Source organism: Streptomyces sp. NPDC041191 (assembly GCF_055591945.1).
Map to the genome: position 1 here is coordinate 252,662 of NZ_JBVIZC010000006.1, position 15,332 is coordinate 267,993.

9 protein-coding genes are annotated in these 15,332 nt (G+C 76.0%); 7 read left to right on the plus strand and 2 right to left on the minus strand.

The genetic code is table 11. The annotated features are described in order from the left end of the window. The first annotated feature begins 184 nt into the window (after nucleotides 1–184). The 5 genes from ACZ6AQ_RS14525 to moeZ all read left to right on the plus strand — a co-directional run bounded on the left by ACZ6AQ_RS14525 (nucleotide 185) and on the right by moeZ (nucleotide 6,575). On the plus strand, nucleotides 185–1,945 hold the full coding sequence (locus tag ACZ6AQ_RS14525; protein WP_468760117.1) for a glycosyltransferase: 1,761 nt from the start codon (nucleotides 185–187) through the stop codon (nucleotides 1,943–1,945). A gap of 13 nt (nucleotides 1,946–1,958) precedes the next feature. Beyond that, a complete protein-coding gene (locus ACZ6AQ_RS14530) occupies nucleotides 1,959–3,500 on the plus strand; it encodes a hypothetical protein (protein WP_468760118.1) in 1,542 nt (513 codons plus the stop codon). Between the two features lie 130 nt (nucleotides 3,501–3,630). Beyond that, a complete protein-coding gene (locus ACZ6AQ_RS14535; RefSeq protein ID WP_388693567.1) occupies nucleotides 3,631–4,602 on the plus strand; it encodes an NAD-dependent epimerase/dehydratase family protein in 972 nt (323 codons plus the stop codon). Next, entirely contained in the window at nucleotides 4,590–5,333 is a 744-nt protein-coding gene (locus ACZ6AQ_RS14540; protein WP_468760119.1) for a spherulation-specific family 4 protein, read from the plus strand. The genes ACZ6AQ_RS14535 and ACZ6AQ_RS14540 overlap by 13 nt, the downstream gene beginning before the upstream one ends. 63 nt (nucleotides 5,334–5,396) lie before the next feature. Beyond that, nucleotides 5,397–6,575 (plus strand): adenylyltransferase/sulfurtransferase MoeZ, encoded by a 1,179-nt coding sequence (gene moeZ / locus ACZ6AQ_RS14545; RefSeq protein WP_388693571.1) that lies wholly within the window; start codon nucleotides 5,397–5,399, stop codon nucleotides 6,573–6,575. Between the two features lie 49 nt (nucleotides 6,576–6,624). Here the strand turns inward: moeZ and ACZ6AQ_RS14550 are convergent, their stop codons facing one another. Both ACZ6AQ_RS14550 and ACZ6AQ_RS14555 read right to left on the minus strand, forming a co-directional pair. Further along, complete coding sequence (locus ACZ6AQ_RS14550) at nucleotides 6,625–8,202, minus strand: alpha/beta hydrolase (protein WP_468760121.1); 1,578 nt, start codon at nucleotides 8,200–8,202, stop codon at nucleotides 6,625–6,627. A 97-nt stretch (nucleotides 8,203–8,299) separates the two neighbouring features. Then, on the minus strand, nucleotides 8,300–10,951 hold the full coding sequence (locus ACZ6AQ_RS14555) for a lysylphosphatidylglycerol synthase transmembrane domain-containing protein (RefSeq protein WP_468760122.1): 2,652 nt from the start codon (nucleotides 10,949–10,951) through the stop codon (nucleotides 8,300–8,302). Nucleotides 10,952–11,143: 192 nt separating this feature from the next. On the opposite strand from ACZ6AQ_RS14555, the gene ACZ6AQ_RS14560 reads away from it, so the two are divergent. Further along, nucleotides 11,144–11,599 (plus strand): MGMT family protein, encoded by a 456-nt coding sequence (locus ACZ6AQ_RS14560; protein ID WP_468760124.1) that lies wholly within the window; start codon nucleotides 11,144–11,146, stop codon nucleotides 11,597–11,599. A gap of 185 nt (nucleotides 11,600–11,784) precedes the next feature. After that, complete coding sequence (locus tag ACZ6AQ_RS14565) at nucleotides 11,785–15,312, plus strand: ATP-dependent helicase (RefSeq protein ID WP_468760125.1); 3,528 nt, start codon at nucleotides 11,785–11,787, stop codon at nucleotides 15,310–15,312. Nucleotides 15,313–15,332 lie beyond the last annotated feature (20 nt).

Consider the following 15,332-nt stretch of genomic DNA (forward strand, 5'->3'; position numbering starts at 1 on the left):
CAGACGGCGGAGTGCTGGAGGGGGGGGAGAAGGGGGCGGGGGGGAGAAGTCACAATCCCCCCCCCCTCCCTTCCACGCCCTTCACACCCCCCCCCCCCGCCACCGGCTTCTCCGCTTACGTTCTTCCCGCTGCGGGCCGCCGGACCGACGGGGGCCGCCGTCAAGGGAGATCGGGGGTGCACACGTGCGGATCGCACTGCTCACGGAGGGTGGCCACCCGTACGCCACCGGTGAGGCGGACCTCTGGTGCGAACGGCTCGTGCGCGGGCTCGCGCAGCACCGGTTCGACCTCTACGCGACCGGTCTCCCGTCCTCCGCCGGGGCCCTTCCGCCGCTGCCCGCCCACGCCCGCCTCGTCCGGTCGGCGGACCCGGCGGGGAGCGACACGGCCCCCGCCGGCAACCGCTTCGAACGGGCCGTGTTCGGCGAACCCCGCGCGGCCCGCCGCGCCTACGGCCGCCGCGACCGCCGCCGCTTCGTCGAGGCGTACGGCCTGCTCGTCACGGGGGTCTGCGCCGAGGACGCGGAGGAGGCCGGGGGGCCCTCGGCCACCGGAGCCCCCTCGGCCACCGGAGCCCCCGCGACCACCGTGACTCCCGCGACCGCCGGGGAACACCCGGCCGCCGGGGACCCCGCCGCCGCCTTCGCCGAAGGACTCTACGCGCTCGCCGAACTCGCCCGCGAGCGCGGCGGACTCCCCGGCGCGCTCCGCTCCGACGACGCCGTGCGCACCCTCGAAGCCGCCTGTCGCGCGCCCGGCGCACGCCGGGGCGCGGCCGCCGCCGGCCTCCCCGACCACCTGGCCTTCGCCGGGCACCTGGAGCGCGCCCTGCGCCCCCTCTCCTACGACTGGTACGAGGAGGACGCCCTCGGCGCGGCCGACCTCTGCCACGCCACCGCCGGAGGCACCGCGGCCCTTCCCGGACTGCTGGCCAAACGCTTCTTCGGAACCCCGCTGCTCGTCACCGAGTACGGCGTCCGGCTCCGCTCCCACTACCTCTCGGCCGCCGGCGCCGACCGCTCCGCGCCCCTGCGCACCCTGCTGGCCGCCCTCCACGGACGGCTCACCGGCGAGGTCTACCGGCAGGCCGCCCTGCTCACCCCCGACAACGCCCACACCCGCCGCTGGCAGGAGAGGTGCGGCGCCGACCGGGACCGCATCCGCACCGTCCACCCCGGCATGCCGGCCGACCGCTTCGACGCGGTGGGGGAGGACGAGGAGAGCGGCGACCCCGCCACCCTGCTCTGGGTCGGCCGCCCCGATCCCGCCAAGGACCTCGTCGCCCTGCTGCACGCCTTCGCGGAGCTCCGCTCCCGGCAGCCCGACGCCCGGCTGCGCGTCGTCACCGTGCCCGTACGGGACCCGGGCGCCGACGCGTACCTCACCCACTGCCGGGGGCTCGCCGCGCAGCTCTTCCCCGACGAGGCCACCGGGGCGTACGCCGTCGGGGAGAACCCCGTCGCCTTCGAGGAGCTGGGAAGCCCGGAGGCGCCCACCCTGGAGGACACGTACGCCTCCGGTGCGGTCGTCGTCCTCTCCAGCGTGGTCGAGGGCTTCCCGGCCGGTCTGGTGGAGGCCATGTTCTGCGCGCGGGCCACCGTCTCGACCGACGTCGGCGCGGTCGTGGAGATCGTCGGCGGCACCGGGCTCGTCGTGCCGCCGCGCAACCCCCGGGCGCTCTCCGACGCGTGCCTCGCGCTGCTCCGCGACCCCGGGCGCCGGTACCGGCTCGGCGCCGCCGCCCGCGCCCGCGCGCTCGAACTCTTCACCGTCGAGCAGAACCTCGCCGCGTTCCGCTCCCTCTACCTCGAACTCCTCTCCCACGCGCCGGTGCGCCACCGGCCCGGGGACGGGGCCCTCTTCGCCCACCCCGCCGAGGCCCACGTGCCGGGCAGCTGGGCCCACAAGAACGTGACGGCGGGGACAGGAGCCCCCGATGCCTGAAGGAGGCACCCCCATGCGCGGCCCCGCCGCCCCGACCGGCCCCGGAACCCGGGACGCCCGCTCCGAGGTCCTCCTCGGCACGCCCGCCGTCGACGCCCCGCCGGCCGGGATAGCCCCGGCCCCGGGGGCGGTCACGGCAACGTCCCCGCGGCCCGACACGACCCGGACGCCGTCCCGTCCCGGAGGCGGGGACGACAGCGCCCCGGAACCCGCGGCCGGCGCCGCGCCGGCGGAGAGCGGCACCGGCACCGCCCCGGCCGGGGGCGGCGCGGAGGGAGCGCGGGACGACCGGAGCGGGCCCGGGACCGCCCGGCGGCCCGGGGACCCCGGCGGGCCGGGGCCGGCCCCCGCCCCCGCCCCGCACGGCCCCACCGCGGAGGCCGCCGCCGTCCCCGGGCCCCCGCTCCCGGCCGCGACCGCCCCCGGAGCCGTACCCGCCCCCGTACCCGCTGCCCCGGGCACGGAAGGACCCGCCGCCGGAACACCGGCCCCGGTCCCGGCGGCCCCCGCCGCCCCCCGCCCCCGCCGGGGCACCGCCGACCCCGTCAGGGTGCTCATGCACCGGCACCGGGAGCTGTGCGAACGGGCCGTCGACCCGCTGGAGATCGCCGCCGGGCTCGAAGCGCGGGGGTTCACCGACCGGACCGCCGCGCGCTACCGGCACCGGGACGTGTTCTCGCTAGCCGAGGAGCTGTACGCCCGCGTGCCGCGCGGCCGGGAGGAGACCGCGCCCCCCGCGCCCCGGCGGGAGGCCGTCGCCCCCTGGGCGCTCGCCGCGCTCGCGCCCGGCGCCGTCGCCGCGCTCACCGGGCTCGGGCTCGGCACCACCCACGGGTCCGTACGCCTCGCCGTCGGAGCCGCCGGGGCCCTCGGGCTCGGCGGCGCCCTCCTCCTCGCCGTCCGGCGCGGCCCCCTCGGCGCCCCCGGCGGCCGGACCGTGCCCGCCGCCGGCCTCTGGACCCTCTGGCTCCTGGCGTACGCGGCCGGCGGCGACGGATTCCTCGCCGAGGTGCTCAGCGGCGGCCCCGACGACCTCTGGGACCTGACCCCCGGGCCCCTCCTCGGCCTCGCCCTCGCGGTGGCCCCGGCCGCCTGGTGCGCCCACCTCTTCACCCTCCGGGTCCGCCGCCGGATCGCCGGCAGCCGGGGCCTCGCCGACTTCGCCGCCTCCGCCCGGAGGCTGCTCCTGGGCACCGTGGCGCTCCACCTCCTGGCCCTCGCCGCCCTGCTGGGCCTCACCGGGTTCAGCCCCGGGGCCTTCGCCCTCGGCGCGCTCCTCCTGCTCGCCCGGCTCCTGACCGCGCACGGCTTCCCCGAGACGGCCACCGCCGCCCTCGCCGCCGCCTGCGCCGCCGAGGCCCTCGCCCCCGCGAGCGTCCTCTCCTCCCGCCTCCCCCTCCCCGGTTTCGACGCGCTCGCCGTCCCGGTACGCGCCGTCGTCGGCGCCTGGGGTCCTGGGGCCGTACCCACCCTCGTCTGCGGCGCCGCCGCGCTCGGCCTCCTGGCCCACGCGACCGGCGTCCTCACCCGGGCCTCCGCCCACACCGCCCCGTGAATCCCCCGCGCACCCGCGGAGCCGACGCCGCGGGCGCGCCCCACCCCCCCTTCCCTCACCCCGCAAGGAGAACGAAGACCATGACCCCTCGACCCACAGCACCGGCCGGTCGGCACGAAGGGGCCGCGCGATGAGGGTGCTACTGCTCGGAGCCAACGGCTTCATCGGCCGCTTCGTCGCCGACCGGCTGCTCGCCGACCCGGCCGTCCACCTCACCGCCCTCGGCCGGGGCGACGACGCCGACGTGCGCTTCGACCTCGCGTCCGGCAGCCCCGGCGCGCTCACCCGGTTCCTGGACGCCGTCCATCCCGGCGTCGTCGTCAACTGCGCGGGAGCCACCCGGGGCGGCGCCCGCGAGCTGACCCGGCACAACACCGTCGCCGTCGCCACCGTCTGCGAGGCCCTGCGCCGCAGCGGCTGCGGCGCCCGGCTCGTCCAGGTCGGCTGCGCCTCGGAGTACGGGCCCAGCCAGCCCGGCTCCTCCACCGCCGAGGACGCCGTGCCCCGCCCCGGCGGCCCGTACGGCGTGTCCAAGCTGGCCGCGACCGAACTCGTCCTCGGCTCGGCGCTCGACGCCGTCGTCCTGCGGGTCTTCTCGCCGGTCGGCCCCGGCACCCCCGCCGGCTCCCCGCTCGGCCGCCTCGCCGAGGCGATGCGCCGGGCGATGCAGGCCGGGGACGGCGAGCTGAAGCTCAGCGGCCTCGGCGTGCAGCGGGACTTCGTGGACGTGCGGGACGTGGCGCGGGCCGTCCACGCCGCCTCGCTCTCCGCCGCCCAGGGCGTTGTCAACATCGGCACCGGCCGCGCGGTCCGGCTCCGCGACGCCGCCGCCGTCCTGGCCCGGGTCGCCGGCTACGCGGGCAACCTGAACGAGCTGGACGTTCCGCACGGCGGCCCGCAGCGCCCCGTGATCGGCGCCCCCCGCACCGAGGGGACCGTCGCCGACCAGCTGGCCTCCGCCCCCTACCCGTACCCCGACGGCTGCGGTCCCTGGCAGCAGGCCGACGTGCGCACCGCCCGCGACCGGCTCGGCTGGCGGCCCCGGATCAATCTGGAGGAATCGCTCGCGGACATCTGGATGGAGGCCGCGTGTCGCATCTGACGGCCACCGCCGCCGGGTCGGTCCGGGCGCTCGGCGTGGGCGTCCCCGGCTACGCCCACCCGCTGCTCGCCCCCGTCGAGTGGGGCGAACTGACCCGCCCCGGCACCCCGTTGCACTGGGCGGTGCTCAACGTGGCGGAGGGACCGGGCAGCCGCCCCGACCCGCACTGCCTGGAAGCGGCCGGGCGGCTCCGCGACGCCGGGGTCAGGGTCCTCGGGCACCTCGACGCCGCGTACGGCACCCGGCCCTTCGGGGAGCTGATGTCGGACGCCCACCACTTCCTCGACTGGTACCGGGTGGACGGTTACTACCTGGACCGCTGCCCCGCCGACCGGGCCGACCTGGCCGGGGTCCGGCGGGTCGCCACCGCCCTGGGGGCGGGCCCCGGCGGCGAGTCCCACCTCGTCCTCGGCCACGGCACCCACCCCCATCCCGGGTACGCCGAGACCGCCGACCAGCTGGTGACGTTCTCCGGCGCCTGGGCGGACTACCGCTGGTCGCAGGTGGCCGAGTGGACCGCCGCGTACACGGAGGCGAAGTTCGTCCACCTCGTGCACGGCGTCCCGCGCACCCACCTGGAGGAGGCCCTGCGGATCGCCCGCTGGCAGGGCGCCGGGACGATCTTCTTCACCGACCGCACGGGGACACCGGGACAAACCGCGGCGTTTCACTCCCTGCCCGGCTACTGGGACGAAATCGTCTCGCGGATCGGAACGGGTGTCTCGGAATGAGAAGGGGCGTGGCAGTGTTACGGGGAGAACAACCGTACTGACATACCGACAACCGGAGTCCCCGTGTCGCTGCCACCCCTGGTCGAGCCGGCCGCCGAGCTCACCGTAGACGAGGTCCGCAGGTACTCCCGCCACCTGATCATCCCGGACGTCGGGATGGACGGGCAGAAGCGGCTGAAGAACGCCAAGGTGCTGTGCGTCGGTGCCGGCGGCCTCGGTTCGCCGGCGCTGATGTACCTGGCCGCCGCCGGCGTGGGCACGCTCGGCATCGTGGAGTTCGACGAGGTCGACGAGTCGAACCTCCAGCGTCAGATCATCCACAGCCAGGCCGACATCGGCCGCTCCAAGGCCGAGTCGGCCCGCGACAGCGTCCTGGGCATCAACCCGTACGTGAACGTGGTCCTGCACCAGGAGCGCCTGGAGGCCGACAACGTCCTCGAGATCTTCGGCCAGTACGACCTGATCGTGGACGGCACCGACAACTTCGCCACCCGCTACCTGGTGAACGACGCCTGCGTGCTGCTCGACAAGCCGTACGTGTGGGGCTCGATCTACCGGTTCGACGGCCAGGCGTCGGTCTTCTGGTCCGAGCACGGTCCCTGCTACCGCTGCCTCTACCCGGAGCCCCCGCCGCCGGGCATGGTCCCGTCGTGCGCCGAGGGCGGCGTCCTCGGCGTGCTCTGCGCGTCCGTCGGCTCCATCCAGGTCACCGAGGCCATCAAGCTCCTCGCCGGCGTGGGCGACCCGCTGGTCGGCCGCCTGATGATCTACGACGCCCTGGAGATGCAGTACCGCCAGGTCAAGGTCCGCAAGGACCCGAACTGCGCGGTCTGCGGCGAGAACCCGACCGTCACCGAACTCATCGACTACGAGGCGTTCTGCGGCGTCGTGTCCGAGGAGGCCCAGGAGGCGGCGGCCGGCGCGACGATCACTCCCAAGCAGCTCAAGGAGTGGATCGACGAGGGCGAGGACATCGACATCATCGACGTCCGCGAGCCGAACGAGTACGAGATCGTCTCGATCCCCGGCGCGCGCCTGATCCCCAAGAACGAGTTCCTGATGGGCACCGCCCTCCAGGACCTCCCGCAGGACAAGCGGATCGTCCTGCACTGCAAGACGGGTGTCCGCAGTGCGGAAGTCCTCGCCGTGCTCAAGTCCGCGGGCTTCGCGGACGCGGTGCACGTCGGCGGCGGCGTGATCGGCTGGGTCCACCAGATCGAGCCCGGGAAGCCGGTCTACTAGGGCGTGTGCCCGGAGGGCCCGGCCCCCGCCGGGGCCGGGCCCTCCGGCGTCACTTCTTGCAGACGGTTCCGGACTTCGGCACCCGGCCGTCCAGGAGGTACGCGTCCACGGCCTTCTTCACGCACGCGCTGCCGCCGTTGTAGGCGCCGTGGCCCTCGCCCTCGTACGTCAGCTCCACGCCGACCCCGCCGCCGAGCCCCTTCACCATGGCCCGCGCGCCCTCGTACGGCGTGGCCGGGTCGCCGGTGTTGCCCACCACCAGGATCGGCGCCGCGCCCGGCGCGGAGACGTCCGGGTGCTCCCAGGTCCCGGCCACCGGCCACTGCGAGCAGCTCGCGAGCGACCAGCCCATGAAGTCGCCGAAGACGGGGGACGCCTCGCGGAACCGGCCGAGCCGTTCCTTCGCCTGCCCGAGGGTGTAGCGCTCCTCGTAGTCCACGCAGTTGACGGCGGCGTTGGCGGCCTGGACGTTGCTGTACGAGCCGTCCTGGTTCCGCCCGTTCATCGAGTCCGAGAGGGAGAGGAGCAGCGCGCCGTCGCCGCCCTCGGCCGCTTCGAGGCCCTGCTCCAGGTAGGTCCAGAACTCCTTCGAGTACAGGGCCTGCGCGATGCCGTTGGTGGCCTGCGTCTGGGTGAGCCTGCGGTCCCCGATGCCGGTGATCGGCTTCTTGTCGAGGGACGCCAGCAGGTCCGTGACGAAGGTCTCGACCTCGGCGACGCTCGTGCCGGGCAGCGCGCACTCGTCGCCGCGCTCCACGCAGTCCCGGGCGAAGTTGTCCAGGGCCAGCTGGAAGCCCCTCGCCTGGCCGAGGGCCCCCTCCTCGACGCCCGCCCCCGGGTCCACCACGGCGTCGAAGACGGCCCGGCCGACGTTCTTCGGGAACAGGTGGGCGTAGACCCCGCCGAGCTCCGTGCCGTACGAGATGCCGAAGTAGTGCAGCTTCTCGTCGCCGAGGACCCGGCGCATCAGGTCCATGTCCCGGGCGGCGTTCTCGGTGCCGACGTGCGGCAGGACGGTGCCCGCCTCCTTCTCGCAGCCGGCCGCGTACTTCTTCTGCGCGTCCGACAGCGTCCGCTCCTCGGCCGCGTCGTCGGGCGTGAAGTCCAGCGCGTAGTAGGCGTCCAGCTCCTTGTCGCCGGCACACTCCACGGGGACGCTGCGGCCCACCCCGCGCGGGTCGAAGGAGACCAGGTCGTAACGGCTCCGCAGGGTCTCGTAGTCCTCGGCGAAGCCGGGCAGGCCGGTGACGCCGGAGCCGCCGGGCCCGCCGAAGTTGAAGACGAGCGAGCCGATCCGCCGGGCGCCGTCCCGGGCCCGGGCCCGGATGAGGGCCAGCTCGACGGTCTCGCCCTCCGGCTTCGACCAGTCGAGCGGGGCCCGCAGGAAGGAGCACTCCCAGGCCCCGCCGCCGGGCGGCGGGGACGGCGCGGGCCCGCCGCCCTCGGCGGGGGACGGCGGCGGGCACGGGTTCCAGGACAGCTTCTGCGCCGCCAGCGCCGGGAGCCCGCCCGAGACGGACGGCTCCGGCGGGTCGCCGGCGTCGTTCCCGCCGCCCGAGCACCCGGCGGCGAGCAGCACGGTGGTGACGGTGAGCAGGGCGACGCGCTGGGCTGCGGAGATCGGCATGGACCCATGGTGGTCCCCCGCCCCCGCCGTCGCGCGGGACGGGGGTCCATGCGGGTGGCCCCGGGCGTGCCGGGACCCGGACGGGCCCCGGCACGCGTCACAGCGCCTCGCGCCGCGTCAGCCAGTTGAAGCAGAGCCAGCCCGGCAGGACCGGCAGCCACAGGGTGAGGAGACGGTAGAGGAGCACCGCCGGGGTCGCGACCTCCAGCGGGAGGCCCCCCACCGTCACCAGGCCGAAGGTCAGCGCGCCCTCGACCGCGCCGACACCGCCCGGCGTCGGCGCCGCCGAGCCGAGCGCGTTGCCCGCGAGGAAGACGACGGCCACGCTCGCGTAGCTGAGGGACTGGTTGTCGTGGCCGAAGGCCCGGATCGAGGCGTCCAGGCAGAGCACGAACGCGCCGGTGAGCAGCAGCATCCCGCCGATGCCGGTCAGCAGCTTCATCGGCCGCTGGAGCACGTCCAGCATGCGCGGCACCACGCCCGCGAAGAGCGAGCGCAGCCGGGTGGACACGAACTTGCGCAGGAACGGGATGGCCGTCACCACCAGGACGAGCACCGCGACCGTGAGCAGTCCCGCGATGACCGTCCTCGACGGGGTGAAGGTCTGCGACTTCTCCGTCCCCGTCAGGTAGCCGAAGGAGAGCAGCAGCAGGACGTGCGCCCCGAGGCCGAAGAGCTGCGAGGCGCCGACGCTCGCCACCGCGAGGCCGGGCCGCACCCCCGAGCGCTGGAGGAAACGGGTGTTCAGGGCGACGCCGCCGACCGCCGCCGGGGCGACGATCTTCACGAACGAGCCGGCGACCTGCGCCACCACCGTCCGCCAGAACCCGACCCGCTCGGGCACGAACCCCAGCAGGCTCATCGCCGCCGCGACGTAGCTCAGCGCCGAGAACAGCACCGCGGCCGCCACCCACCGCCAGTCCGCCTGGCTGATCGTCGAGAGCGGGGTGCGGGCGATCTGCGAGAGCAGGAAGTACGCGGCGACCGCGCCCGCGATCAGACTGACCAGGGTCCGCGGCTTGATCCGCTCCAGGCGCACCGGCTCCACCGGGGCCTGCGGGCGGATCAGCAGCACCTGCTGCCGGATCTGGACGAGCAGGTCCTCCTCGCGGGCCTCGTCGAGCGCCGTGTCCAGGGCCTGCTTCTCGGCCTTCTTGTCCGCCTTCCGCTCGGCCTTCTTCTCCGCCCGCGCGGCCCTCTTGTCCGCGGCGGCCTCGGCCTTGGCCAGCTCCCGCTCGCGCTTGGCCGCCTCGGAGGCGGCGAGGGCGGCCTCGCGCTCCCGCGCCGAGCGCTCCCGCGCCAGCTTCCGCAGCGTCGCGCGCGTGGAGCGGCTCAGCGCGATCGGCTGGAGCAGCGGCAGGCAGTCCGCGACGGTGTCCGGGCCGAGGACCTCCACGGCCGCCGCGACCGCCCGCTCGGCCCCGATCCGCAGCCCCAGGGTGGTGAGCAGCTGCGCGATGTCCATCCGCAGGACCAGGTCGCCGGCCGCGATCTCGCCGCCCCGCAGCTCGGTCAGGATCACCTTGCCGGAACGATCCACCAGGATGGCGTCCCCGGTGAGGCGGCGGTGCGCGATCCGGCGCGACTGGAGCGCCTTCACCTGCCGCCAGGCGCTGCGGGCCAGCTCGCCGGTGATCTCGTGGTCGTCCAGCGAGTCCAGGCTGCGGCCGCCGGTGTGCTCGTACACCAGCATCACGGCGTCCGGGCCGAGTTCCGAGGTGGCGATCAGCTTCGGCGCGTTCGCGCCGGCGGCGATCGCCGCGTACGCGAGGAGCGCCTCCTGCTCCAGGGCCTGGCGCAGCGAGACGATGGAGCGGCGGGTGGTGATCGTCCGCAGGGTGATCCGCCGCCACACGCGGTAGAAGAAGCCGTGCGCCTGCTGCTCCCGGTCGACCACGGTGACGTCGAGCGGCGGTCCGGCCTCCAGGGTCACGATGTAGCGGCGGCCCCGGTCCCCGTTGTCCGCCGAGTCGGGCACGCCCTCCGAGCGCAGCGCCGTCACCGGCCGGAAGCCGACCCGGCGCAGTCCGGCGAGGAGGGTCTGCCCGGTGGGCCGGACGTTCGGGGAGCCGACCGCGTACAGCGTGCCGTACGCCACCGACCAGCCGATGAGCACGGTCAGGACGATCGAGAGCGCCGTGGTGTACCCGGCCACCAGCATGGTGAACGCGTCGAGCAGCAGCACCGCCCAGAGCGCGATCCGCCAGCGGGGACGGCGGGCCATGCCCACGGCGGTCATGTACGCGATGACCGGGGCGAGGTAGTTGTGCACCGGGTCGGTCAGCCCGCCGCCGGACTGCGGCTGGGTCAGCGCGTCCCGGATCGTGCCCCGGACGGTGCCGGGCACGGCCTGGGCGACCCAGAGGTCGGTGGCGAGGGTCACGCCGTGGGCGAGGACGGCGGCGAGGACGCCGTCCGCGATGCGCAGCCCGTCCCGCTTGACCAGCCGCTCGACGGCGAAGGCGACCGGGACGAGGAGGACGGCGATGGAGGAGACGAGGCCGGCGATCCTGACGAAGACGTCCGGGGCGCCGAGGGCCCCCGCGTTGATGTCCTTCTCCAGGCCGGAGGTCGTCGCGTGGGCGAACGCGGCGACGGCCAGGACGAGCCCGATCGCGAGCAGGCCGGCGAGCAGCCGCATCAGGTCGGAGGGCCGGTGGACGCGGGCGGCGAGCAGCGGTTCGTCACCGGAGACCCGCTCGGGCACGTCGGTCTCGCCTCCCCTCGGAGGCTGCGTGTCCTGCCCCATCACCCTGTCCGTCTCCGCATGCGCGCCGTCTCGTTCCCGCTCTTGTTCCCGTGCGTGTCGCTCTTGCGTTTCTTGTCGTTCTTGTCGTTCTTGTTGCTCTTGATCTCGTATCACCAGTCACCGCCCGCACGATGGTGGCACGAAGAGCAGCCGCGCGGAGGCAGCAGGGCCATGTCGGTGGGATGGGGGAGGATGGGACGGACGAGTCTGGAGGAGCCCGTGGGGGAGGCCGGAGAAGTGACCGAGCACGGCGGAGGGACGCCCGGGCCCGGCGGGGAGCCGCCCGCGTACCCCGCGTACGCGGAGCGGGTGCTCGACGTCGCCGACGCGATCCCGCCCGGCCGCGTGATGACCTACGGCGACGTCGCCGAGTGGCTGGGCGAGGGAGGACCGCGCCAGGTGGGCCGGGTGATGGCCCTGTACGGCGCGGCCGCGCCGTGGTGGCGCGTGGTCCGCGCGGACGGCACCCTGCTCCCCGGCCACGAGCGGCGGGCCCTCGCGCACTACCGCGAGGAGGGCACCCCGCTGCGCCCCGCGGGCCCCGCCGCCGGGGGGCACGTGCCCAGGATCGACATGCGGCGGGCGCGCTGGGACGGCGCCGGGGCCCCGGACGGGGACGCCGGCGTGGGTGCCGGAACTCACACGTGAGGACATCGGCCCAGGAGGCGCGGCCGGGGCCGGGCGGACGGGCCCGGCCCGGCCCGTCGCGCGGCGCCGCGCACGGCTCGCCGCCGCCCCGCTTCGCGTAACGTCGTCGTTCGCGTCTTCCGGGACGGCCGCTCCGCACGGCCGCCTCACCCGCACCACCACACCCACCAGGACCGGCGAACCACGTGAGCTCCTCCTCCACCACCCGGCGTACGCCGCCGCACCAGGGACAGCCGCACCCGGGCCCGGGACGGCAGCGGACCCCGGGCGCGTACCGGCTGGTGCGCACCGCACCGGCCCCGCCGGGTCCCCCTCAGCTGGACGCGGCACAGCGGGAAGTGGTTGAGCACACCGGCGGACCGCTCCTCGTCCTCGCCGGCCCCGGCACCGGCAAGACGACGACGCTGGTCGAGTCGGTCGCGGCCCGCGTGGAGAAGGGCGCCGACCCCGAACGCCTCCTCGTCCTCACCTTCAGCCGCAGGGCCGCCGTCGAACTCCGCGACCGCATGGCGGTCCGGCTCGGCGGCCGCCGCCCCCCGCAGGCCACCACCTTCCACTCGTACTGCTACGCCCTGATCCGCGCCCACCAGGACGCCGACCTCTTCTCCGAACCGCTGCGGCTGCTCTCCGGACCCGAGCAGGACCTCGCGGTGCGCGAACTGCTCGCCGGCCAGATCGACCTGGAGAGGAACGGCCTCGGCGGCATCCGCTGGCCCGACGACCTGCGCGCCTGCCTCACCACCCGGGGCTTCGCCGACGAGGTGCGGGCCGTCCTCGCCCGCTCGCGGGAGCTCGGCCTCGGACCGGACGAGCTGGCCCGCTTCGCGGAGCGGGTCGGCCGCCCCGACTGGAAGGCGGCGGCCGGCTTCCTCGCCGAGTACCTCGACGTCCTCGACCTCCAGGGCGTCCTGGACTACACGGAGCTGGTGCACCGGGCCGTGCTGCTCGCCGGGAGCGTCACGCTGCCCGCGTACGACGCGGTGTACGTGGACGAGTACCAGGACACCGACCCGGCCCAGGTCCGGCTGCTGCGGGCGCTCGCGGGCGGCGGCCGGAGCACGGTCGTCGCCTTCGGCGACCCGGACCAGTCCATCTACGCGTTCCGGGGCGCCGACGTGAACGGCATCCTCGACTTCCCCGACTCCTTCGGCGGCGCGCCGGTCCGCGTCCTGCGCACCTCCCGCCGCTCCGGGGCCCGGCTCCTCTCCGCGACCCGCCTGCTGGCGCAGCGGATGCCGGTGCCCCGGCTGCCCGCCGAGAAGGTCCGCGCCCACCGGGAGCTGACGGCGGTACGGGACGGGGGCCGGGCGGAGGCGTACACGTACCCCACGGCCTCGGCGGAGGCCGAGAACATCGCGGACCTGCTGCGGCGCGCGCACCTGGAGGACGGCGTCCCCTGGCAGGACATGGCCGTCCTCACCCGCGCCGCCGCCTCCCTCCCCTCCCTCCGCCGCGCCCTCACCTCGGCGGGCGTCCCGGTGGAGACGGACGCCGCGGACACCCCGCTCCGCCACGAACCGGCGGTGGCCCCGCTGCTGCTCGCCCTGCGCGCGGTGTCGGGGGCGGGGACGGCTTCCGGGGCGGCCGGGACGGAGAGCGGGGCGGAGAGCGGGGCGGAGGCGGAGCGCGGGACCGGAACCGGGGCGGAGAACGGGACCGAGGCCGAGGCCGAAGCCGGGGCGGAGAGCGGGACCGAAGCCGAAGCCGGGGCGGAGAGCGGGACCGAAGCCGAAGCCGGGGCGGAGAGCGGGACCGGAACCGAAGCCGGGGCGGAGAGCGGGACCGGAACCGAAGCCGAAGCCGAAGCCGAAGCCGGTCCCGGCGGCCACGGCGACGGCGGTTGGCTCGACACCGAGACCGCCCTCGCGCTGCTCGCCTCCCCGCTCGCCGGCGTGGACCCGGCCGACCTGCGACGGCTCGGACGGGCGCTGCGGGACGAGGAGCGGGCCGCGGGCAACAAGGTCCCGTCCCCCTCCGACGTGCTCCTCGCCCGCGCGCTCGCCGAACCCGAACGCCTCGTCGCGCACGACCCCGCCCACGCCCACGGCGTCCAGCGGCTCGGCCGGCTCCTCCGGACGACCCGGGCGCTGCTCGCCGCCGGCGGCACCGCCGAGGAAGCCCTCTGGGAGCTGTGGCAGGGCACCCCCTGGCCCGGCCGCCTGGAGCGCGCCGCCCTGCGCGGCGGCCCCGCCGGGCGCAACGCCGACCGCGACCTCGACGCGATCTGCGCCCTCTTCGAGACCGCGGCCCGCGCCGAGGAGCGCGTCGGCGGCCGGGGCGTCCTCAACTTCCTCGAAGAGCTCGACGCCCAGGACATCGCCGCCGACACCCTCACCCGCCGCCCCGCCCGCCCGGACGCCGTCCGGCTCATGACCGCCCACCGGTCCAAGGGCCTCGAATGGGGCCTCGTCGTCGTCGCCGGGGTCCAGGAGGGCCTCTGGCCCGACCTGCGCCGCCGCGGCTCCCTCCTCGAAGCCGACCGCATCGGCCGCGACGGCCTCGCCGAACCCCTCACCCCCGGCGCGCTCCTCGCCGAGGAGCGCCGCCTCTTCTACGTCGCCGCCACCCGCGCCCGCGACCGGCTCGTCGTCACCGCCGTGAAGGCCGCCGCCGAGGACGGCGACCAGCCGTCGCGCTTCCTCGGCGAACTGGGCGCCGAGCCCAAGGACGTCCCCGGCCGCCCCCGTCGGCCCCTCGCCGTCTCCGCCCTGGTCGCGGAGCTGCGCGCCACCACCGTCGACCCGGCCGCCCCGCCCGCCCTGCGCGACGCCGCCGCCCACCGGCTGGCCCGGCTCGCCGCGCTCACCGACGACGAGGGCCAGCCGCTGGTGCCGGCCGCGCACCCGGACCGCTGGTGGGGCCTGTTCGAACCGACGCGCAGCACGGTCCCCCTCCGCGACCGCGACCGGCCCGTGGCGCTCTCGCCCAGCTCCCTCGACAGCCTCGTCAGCACCTGCTCCCTCCAGTGGTTCCTGGGCCGCGAGGTCAAGGCCGACGCCCCCGCCACCGCCGCCCAGGGCTTCGGCAACGTCGTCCACGTCCTCGCCGACGAGGTCGCCTCCGGCCGCACCCCCGCCGACCTCGACGTCCTCATGGCCCGGCTGGACTCCGTCTGGGACGCCCTCTCCTTCGACGCCCCCTGGAAGTCGGCCCAGGAGAAGCGGAACGCGCGCGCGGCCCTCGAACGCTTCCTGAACTGGCACGTCATGGACCGGGGCGGCCGCGCCCCCGCCGCCTCCGAGCAGGACTTCGACGTGACCCTGGAGGCGGGGGAGTACGAGGTCCGCGTCCGGGGCTCCATGGACCGCGTCGAGACCGACGAACAGGGCCGCGCCTACGTGGTCGACTTCAAGACCGGGAAGTCGTCCCCCACCCGGGACGAGGTCGCCCGCCACCCGCAGCTCGCCGTCTACCAGCTCGCCGTCCGCGAGGGCGCCCTGGACGAGGTCTTCGGCGGACGGCGGCCGGAACCGGGCGGCGCCGAACTCGTCCAGCTCCGGCAGCCCGCCCCGAAGAAGGAGGGCGGCGACACCCTGCCGAAGGTCCAGGCGCAGGAGGCCCCGACCGGGGAGTGGGTCGGGGAGCTGCTCGCCCACGCCGCCGGCCGGGTCCTGGACGAGCGCTTCACCCCCACCACCGGCCAGCACTGCGCGACCTGCTCCTTCCGGTCCGCGTGCAGCGCCCGGCCGGAGGGCCGCCACGTCGTCGAGTAGCGGGACGCGGCCGGGGAGGG